We start from the raw sequence: 8,192 nt of genomic DNA on the forward strand, positions 1-8,192 counted from the left end.
CCGCGGGCTCCTTGGCCTTCGGCGGCCGGTCCTCCTTGGGCTTGCCGTCGCCACCGGTGAGGGCGATCGCCGCGGCGACCCCCGCCGCCACGACGACGCTCGCCGCGATACCGGCCTTCGCGGGGGCGCCGAGCCCTTCGGAGGCGGCTGCCCCGCCCGCGGCCGACCCTCCGGAGGCACCGCCCGTGGCCGCCGTGCCCGCGGCCCCCGCGGCGCCCGCGCTCACGGTGCCGCAACCGACCAGCGCGGCCACCTTCGCGTACCCGGCGGCGCCGAACCAGCCGATGACGGCGATCGGCACGACCGCCGGGATGCCGTTGGCGACTTCCTTGATCTGGCCCGCGGCCAGGCGGCACTTGGCGCACTCCTCCAAGTGTTTGCGCAGGCCGCGCTCGGCGCGGGTGCGCAGGCCGCCGCGGGCGTAGGCGCCGAGGCGGTCGGCGTAGCGCGCGCACTCCTCGCTCTCGGTGAGCGTGGCGCTCACGTGCGCCTGGAGGTAGGCCTGCTTCAGGCCCTCGCGGGCGCGGCTGGCGAGCACGCGCGTGCCGTTCGCGTCGAGGCCGAAGAGCGTGGCCACCTCGCTCGGGGACTCGTCCTCGATCTCCGTGTGCCACAGCACGGCCTGCCAGCGCTCCGGCAGGCTCCGGAACGCCTGCATGGCCATCGACTGCTCGGCCTCGTGCATCGCGCGGACGTCCGCGCCCAGGTCGAGCGTGTCGTCGTCACGGACATCGGAGCCGCGCGCGGCCTGCGCGGCGAAGACCGCGAAGTCGTCGACCAGCTGCTCCCGCTTCGCCGACTTGGTCCACCCCGCGGCGACGCGCCTGATCGTGGTCAGGAGATAGGCGCGGACCGCGTACTCGGGGCCGCTGCCGCCGCGTACGGCCTGGAGCATGCGGGCGAAGACCTCGGCGGTGAGGTCGTCGGCGGTGTGGGCGTCGCGGCAGCAGGTGCCGGCGTAGCGGCGGACGGCTTCGGCGTGCCTGCGGTACAGCTCTCCGTACGCCGAGTCGTCGCCCGCCCGCATCCGCGCGATCAGGTCGGCGTCGGACGGCACCGCCTCCCCGCCCTCGCGCTGCGGGGGCACACCGGCGCCTGCCGCACCTGCCGGGGCCTGGGCGTTGGGCCCGCCCTGGGGCGGCACCTGCTCTCCGAAGCCGGTGGACGGCTCGTCCCGACCGTCAACACTCATCGCGGAACGCCCCCGGTTGCACACTCAGACCCGAACACCGGGACAGAGTGACACACGGTTGCGCTCCGGCCACCAGGGATGACGGGCAACCACTCGTCCGAGGTGACTTCCCGCAATCGAGCACTACCGTTAACCCATTCGGGGAAGGCTCAACGCCCGCCGAAATAAACGGAGTTGAGCCTTCCGCCGTAGGGGTCGGATGGCCGCATGAAGACGGCCGTACCTGCTACGAGGACCATGCCCGTTACGAGGACCGTGCCCGTTACGAGGGCCGCGAGCGCAGCCCCTCGAGCAGGATGTCGAGCAGCCGCGACGAGGCCGCCGCCTGCTGCGCCGCGTCCGGCAGCGCGGGCGCCGCCGTCGCTATCACCAGGAGCACGTCCGAGACGGTCACGTCCGGACGCAGCTCGCCCGCCGCCCGGGCACGCTCCACGAGCCGGCCGACGACATCGAGGAGCGTCGCCGTCCCCGCGTCCTCACCGACCGGCGCCGACTCCTCGGCCGGTGCCCGGCGCTGCTCCACGAGGCGCAGCTCCGGAGAGTCCGGGGCAGGCTGGCGCTGCTGCGGCACCCTCGCCTCGTCCTCCTGGCCCGCGCCGTCCTCGACGCTCACCCGCAGCACCTGCGGCGGCAGCAGCCGCCCCGCGCCCGAGGCCACGGAGGTCCGCAGGAAGCGCGAGAGCGCCGACCACGGCTCGTCCTCCTGCCCGAGCGCGGCACGTGCCTGGTCGGTCAGCCGGGAGGTCTCCTCCTCGGCTATACGCCGGACCAGCACGTCCTTGCTCGGGAAGCGGCGGTAGACGGTGCCGACACCGACCCGCGCGCGGCGCGCCACGTCCTCCATCGGCGCGCCGTAACCCAGCTCGCCGAAGACCTCGCGTGCCGCGCGAAGTACATGCTCGAGATTGCGCTGTGCGTCGACACGCAGTGGTGTCGTGCGCGCTCCTTCCCCCATGTCACGTCCGTTCCCGCTGAGGCCGACGGCTGATGCCGTCGCGGCCGCGGAAGTCCAGTGGGTCTCCTGAATGCTCATACACGTTCCCCCGGTAATGACGTCTCCCCCCGGAGACACTCCCCGCCATTGGCAACCGGCGTGTGAGGAGCGAGCCCTTCCGCGAGCCCGGAAACTCGGCTCGACGAGCGCATCCCCCGACACCCCGACGTCCCACGAACATAGTTGAGCCTGAGTCAATTCAGAAGGGGTGGGTTCCGCACGGAGCGCCCCCCGATCGGAGTACGCACCGTTTCAGGCCTAATCGCACCCCGGCCACATACCCCCCTCACCCTCGCTGACCTGCGCGTCTACCGTGCTCCGGCGCAATCCGCCGGGCGCCCGGGGCGCATCACGACCGGTCATACAAATTGCCGGGCCTGTGGACAAACTCGGTAGCCGGGTGCGTCATGGGATGGTGAAGGAACCTGTGCGCATTCTCGTCGTCGGCGGCGGCTACGTCGGTATGTACACCGCGCTGCGGCTCCAGCGGAAGCTGAAGGCGGAGCTGGGGCGGGGTGAGGCCGAGATCGTGGTGATCACTCCCGAGCCGTATATGACGTATCAGCCGTTCTTGCCCGAAGCGGCGGCCGGCAACATCTCGCCGCGCCACGTCGTCGTACCGCTGCGCCGCGTCCTCGACAAGTGCCGCATCGTCATCGGCGAGGTCGAGTCGGTCGAGCACGCCAAGCGGACCGCGACCTTCACCACGCTCGCCACCGAGGAGGAGGGCACAGGGCCCGTCGCCATCGCGTACGACGAACTGGTCCTCGCCCCCGGCTCCATCTCGCGCACACTGCCCGTCCCCGGCCTCGCCGAGTACGCCATCGGCTTCAAGACCGTCGAAGAGGCCATCGGCCTGCGCAACCACGTCATCGAACAGATGGACATCGCCTCGTCCACCCGTGACCCCGCGATCCGCGACGCGGCCCTGACGTATGTCTTCGTAGGGGGCGGATACGCGGGCGTGGAGGCGCTCGGCGAGCTGGAGGACATGGCGCGCTACGCCGCGCGGTACTACCACAACATCAAGGCCGAGGACATGAGGTGGATCCTCGTCGAGGCCACGGCGCGGATCCTGCCCGAGGTCGGCGAGGAGATGGGCAAGTACACCGTGCGCGAACTGCGGCGGCGCAACATCGACGTACGCCTGGAGACCCGCCTCGACTCCTGCGAGGACCGTGTCGCCGTCCTGAGCGACGGCGCCCGTTTCCCCACCCGCACCGTCGTATGGACGGCGGGCGTCAAACCGCACCCCGTCCTCGCCGCCTCCGACCTGCCGCTGAACGAACGCGGCCGGCTCAAGTGCACCCCTCAGCTGTCCGTCGAAGGCGCCACGCACGCGTGGGCCGCGGGAGACGCGGCCGCCGTCCCCGACGTCACCGCGGACGAGCCCGGCAAGGAGTGCGCGCCCAACGCCCAGCACGCGGTACGCCAGGCCAAGGTCCTCGGCGACAACATCGTGGCGACCCTGCGCGAGCGGCCCCTCAAGGAGTACCGCCACAAATACGTCGGCTCCGTCGCCTCCCTGGGGCTGCACAAAGGCGTCGCACACGTCTACGGACGCAAGCTGAAGGGCTACCCTGCCTGGTTCATGCACCGCGTCTACCACTTGAGCAGAGTGCCGACCGTCAACCGCAAGTCCCGTGTGCTCGCCGAATGGACCCTCTCCGGGCTGTTCAAACGCGAGATCGTCTCCCTCGGTTCGCTTGAGCACCCCCGTGCGGAGTTCGAACTGGCGGCCGGTCGCGAGCGCCCGAAGGAGTCCTCCTGACCGGAGTCAGGAACTCCCCGCGCGGGACCCACGTCTGACGGATGTCCGTCCGGACCCACGGATGTCAGTCCGGTCGGCAAGACTGTCCGTGTGACCATGGTCCGGCCGCAAGGCCGACACCAGGGACGTCCGCCCTCGACATGCTGTGTTCCCGATCCAGAAGCGACACCACGAGGCCTACCGCAGTGAACTTCACGCGCTGGAGCGCCCGGCTCCCCGGAACGCAGCGCCGCGCAGCAGCGCGGACCGAACAGGCGATCGCCACGGCACCCCGAGGAGACGGCTCCGTCCCCGCGGCCCGCGCCGAGCGGCTCTCCGACGGAGCCCTCCCCGCGCCCACCGACACCATCGACCAGCTGCCCGTCCGCGAGGTGCTCGACCGCATCCCGGCCCTCGTCGCCCTCGTGCACGGCACCGACCACCGCATCGCCCACGTCAACGACGCGTACGTCGCCGCCTTCGGCCCCCGCCCCATCGGCGAGCCCGCGCGCGTGGCACTGCCCGAACTGGAAGAGCTGGGCCTGCTGCCGCTCCTCGACCAGGTCCTGCGCAGCGCGAAGCCCCGTACGGTCAAGTCCCGCAAGGCCCCCGGCGGCCGCTCGTACACCTTCACCTGCACGCCCGTGACGCTCCCCCTCGGCGGCTCCGCGGCGGGCCCCGAGGAAGGCGGCGGTGGCGGCGGCGTGCTCGTCTTCGCCGCCGACGTCACCGACCACGCCGAGGCCGCCGAGCGGCTGCGCGCCAGCGAGCGCGCCCAGCGGGAGACGGCCGTCACCCTCCAGAAGTCCCTGCTCCCCCAGGAGCTCGAACAGCCCGACGACCTGCGCATCGCCGCCACCTACCAGCCGGGCGGCACCGAGGCCGCGGTCGGCGGCGACTGGTACGACGTGATCACCCTCGGCGGAGGCCGCACCGCCCTCGTCATCGGTGACGTGATGGGCCGGGGCGTGCGCGCGGCGGCCGTCATGGGCCAGCTCCGCACGGCCGTGCGCGCCTACGCCCGCCTGGACCTGCCCCCGCACGAGGTGCTGCAGCTCCTGGACGGCCTCGCCTCCGAGATCGACGCCAGCCAGATCGCCACCTGCGTCTACGCCGTGCACGACCCCAGCGAGGGCAGCCTCGTCTACGCCTCCGCGGGGCACCTGCCCATCCTCGTACGCGACGAGAACGGCACCATCCACCGCGCCGAGGAACCCACCGGGCCACCGCTCGGCACCGGCGGCTGGCTGCACACCTCGGGCTCCATGCCGCTCGGCCCCGGATCGACCGCCGTCCTCTACACGGACGGCCTCGTCGAGCGGCGCAGCGAGGACATCGACGAAGGAGTGGCCTCCCTGGAGCGCGCCCTGGCCGGCGCCACCGGCACGCCCCAGGTGATCTGCGACCGGCTGATCCGCGCCCTCGGCGTGACGGCCGACCACGACGACGACGTGGCGGTCCTCGTCCTCCAGCACCCCGCCCGCACCGGCCCGGATGCCGAGCTGTTCAGAAACGCCGCCCTGGAGCTGCTCGGCGGCATCGAAGCGGCGCCACGCGCGCGTGCCTTCGCCACGGGCGTCCTCGCCAGCTGGCGCTTCTCCCCGGACCTGCACGACCTGGGCGTCCTCGCCGCCAGCGAACTGGTCGCCAACTCCCTCCAGCACGGCACCCCGCCGATGCGGCTGCGCCTGCGCCGCACCGACCGCCGCCTGATCATCGAGGTGACCGACGGCGACGACCACCTGCCGCGCCGCCGCCGCGCCGAACCGGTCGACGAGGCGGGACGCGGCATCGCCATCGTCGCCACGATCGCGTCGAACTGGGGCTCGCGTCGCACACCGGGCGGCGGCAAGGCCGTCTGGTGCGAGTTCGCGCTGCCCAAATAGCGACCGCACGCGGCGGCCGAGTAGTGGCCGCACACGGCGCCCGAGTAGCGGTTACGCGTTCGCCGTGGCGGGTTCCGCGGTGGCCGGACCGCCCTGCGCCACCACCTGGCTCTTGGCCAGCGACGGCTGGTTCTGCACCGGAGTGAGCTGACGCCCCATCCGCACCGCGAGCACCGTGATGCCCAGCGAGAACAGTACGAACGTCACGATGTACGGGGCGTGCAGCGCGGCCCCCATGGGCCCGCCCACGGCCGGACCGACCGCGAGAGCCAGCTGCTTCACGAGGGCGAAGGCCGAGTTGTACTGCCCGACCATGCCGCCCGGCGCCAGGTCGGCGACCAGCGGCGCGACGGTCGGCGACAGCATCGCCTCACCGAGCCCGAAGAGGGCGTACGTGGAGACGAACGCGGCGGTGGCCATCGCCTGGCTGCCGTGCCCGAGGCCCGCGTACCCCGCGAGGATCCACGCGAAGGCCCAGATCAGACCGACGGAGGCGATCACCCGGGACCGCTTGCGCCGCTCGACGAACTTCAGGACCGCGAACTGGGCGAGCACGATCATCGCCGTGTTGGCGGCGAGCGCGATGCCGAGCGTCGACGGCGAGATGCCCGCGGCCTCCACGCCGTACGCCGACAGACCCGACTCGAACTGTCCGTAGCAGGCGAAGAAGAGCACGAAGCCGAGGACGCAGAGCTGCACCATGGCCTTGTGCTTCAGGAGCGCGCGCATCCCACCGCGGGGGGCGCCGTCCGTGGGCATCGCGTCCGGGATGGACGGCGCGTGCGGCAGCCGCACGGTCAGCGCGATCGCCGCGAGCACCAGGAACATCACGGACTCGATGGAGAACAGCAGCGTGAAGCTGCTCGGCCGGTGCTCGTCGACGATCTGGCCGCCGATGAGCCCACCGATGCCGAGGCCGAGGTTCTGCAGGAAGAACTGCATCGCGAAGGAGCGCGTGCGGGTCGCCGGCGTCGACGACCAGACGATCATCGTGGCGAGCGCCGGCTGCATGACCGCGGTGCCCGCACCGAGCAGCGCCGCGGCCAGGATCGCCGTCGTCTCACTGGCGGCGACGCCGAGCGCGACCGCGCCCACGGAGGCGACGACCGCCGCGCCCACGAGTACGGGGAGGGGGCCGCGCCGGTCGATGACGCGGCCGGTGATGGGCAGGACGATCAGAGCGGCCATGGCGAAGGCGGCGAGCACGATGCCCGCCGTACTGGCCCCAAGATCCCGCACCTGCGCCACGTAGACGTAGAGGAACGGAACCGTGAACCCGATGCCGAACGCGCTCAGCGCGCTGCCTGCCTGAATGCGACGCATCGCTGCGTCCATCGCCCTGGTCACTTTCACCTGCCTTAGGAGTTAGAAGTGAAGACTTCGAAGCTAAAGTTAGGATCTAAACAGTACACACCGAAGGACTTCGATGCCAAGTGGGGGCGTGCCATACTGCGGGCCATGGGTGACACCCCCGGCCCAAGTGAGCCGACACTTGAAGAGCAGATCGCCGCTTACCAGCGCGAGTTCCAGGACCTCGACCCCCAGGTCGAGAAGATCGTCTCGGCCCTCGGCCGCCTGAACCGCCGCATGAACGTGGCGTACGGCCGTCAGACCGCGAACCTCGGCATCAGCAACGCCGAGTGGGAGGTACTCAAGGCCCTCGTCCTCTCCGGCGCCCCGTACCAAATGGGCCCCGGCGACCTGGCCAAGCGGCTCGGGCTCACGCCCGCCGCCATGACCCACCGCATCGACCGCATGGTGGGGGAGGGCCTGGTCACCCGCGACCGCGACGAGACCAACCGTGTCCGCGTCATCGTGGAGCTGACCGCGGAGGGCCGCGAGAAGTGGCTGGAGGCGATGCGCCTGGCCACGGTCTTCGAGGAGGACCTCCTCCAGGACCTGTCCGACGACGAGCGGGGCGTCCTGGACGAACTGCTGACCCGTCTTCTGCGCCGGGTGGAGCACGCCCAGCCGGACGCCGGCGGGCGCCTCAACGACCTCGACTGAGAGTCGGCGGGTGGGGGTTGACAGTCATCCGCACGACCCGTAAGGTTCTTCGGGTTGCCACGGAGCCGTAACGGTTCTGCGGTAGCGCTCCCGCCGCTGATCGAGCGGCAAACCAAACTCAGCACAACCTCCCAACGGAACGCATTCGGCATGCCCGAATTCAATTCCAAGGCTCGATTATGAGTCGCCGGGAAAACCCGCTAGAGTTTGAGACGTCGGAACGGCCCAACAGCCGAGAAGACAACCCCCGCTGACTGGGAATCAGGCCCGAAAGGATCTGATAGAGTCGGAACCGCCGGAAAGGGAAACGCGAAAGCCGAAAGGCCGGAGCGGGAACCGGAAAGGCACCGAGGAAATCGGACA

At 71.2% G+C, this 8,192-nt stretch carries 6 protein-coding genes; 3 read left to right on the top strand and 3 right to left on the bottom strand.

Going from position 1 to position 8,192, the window contains the following annotated elements; translation table 11 throughout:
- Positions 1-1,192: sigma-70 family RNA polymerase sigma factor (locus tag GKQ77_RS33965; protein WP_219690706.1), on the bottom strand; the 1,192-nt coding region annotated here is incomplete at its 3' end.
- Positions 1,193-1,454: 262 nt separating this feature from the next.
- Entirely contained in the window at positions 1,455-2,225 is a 771-nt protein-coding gene (locus GKQ77_RS22295; RefSeq protein WP_219690707.1) for a TetR/AcrR family transcriptional regulator, read from the bottom strand.
- 373 nt (positions 2,226-2,598) lie between these two features.
- Between GKQ77_RS22295 and GKQ77_RS22300 the strand changes: the two genes are divergently transcribed.
- Positions 2,599-3,957 (top strand): NAD(P)/FAD-dependent oxidoreductase, encoded by a 1,359-nt coding sequence (locus tag GKQ77_RS22300; protein ID WP_219690708.1) that lies wholly within the window; start codon positions 2,599-2,601, stop codon positions 3,955-3,957.
- 185 nt (positions 3,958-4,142) lie between these two features.
- Positions 4,143-5,822: an ATP-binding SpoIIE family protein phosphatase gene (locus GKQ77_RS22305; protein WP_219690709.1), complete on the top strand. Its 1,680-nt coding sequence runs from the start codon at positions 4,143-4,145 to the stop codon at positions 5,820-5,822.
- Positions 5,823-5,873: 51 nt separating this feature from the next.
- Here GKQ77_RS22305 and GKQ77_RS22310 read toward each other — a convergent pair whose 3' ends face one another.
- Entirely contained in the window at positions 5,874-7,145 is a 1,272-nt protein-coding gene (locus GKQ77_RS22310) for an MFS transporter (protein WP_372459952.1), read from the bottom strand.
- 135 nt (positions 7,146-7,280) lie between these two features.
- Here GKQ77_RS22310 and GKQ77_RS22315 point away from each other — a divergent pair, with 135 nt between their 5' ends.
- A complete protein-coding gene (locus tag GKQ77_RS22315; RefSeq protein WP_219690711.1) occupies positions 7,281-7,829 on the top strand; it encodes a MarR family winged helix-turn-helix transcriptional regulator in 549 nt (182 codons plus the stop codon).
- Positions 7,830-8,192: the final 363 nt, after the last annotated feature.

This window comes from Streptomyces anatolicus (assembly GCF_019400875.1).
Taxonomy (GTDB): Bacteria; Actinomycetota; Actinomycetes; order Streptomycetales; family Streptomycetaceae; genus Streptomyces; species Streptomyces anatolicus.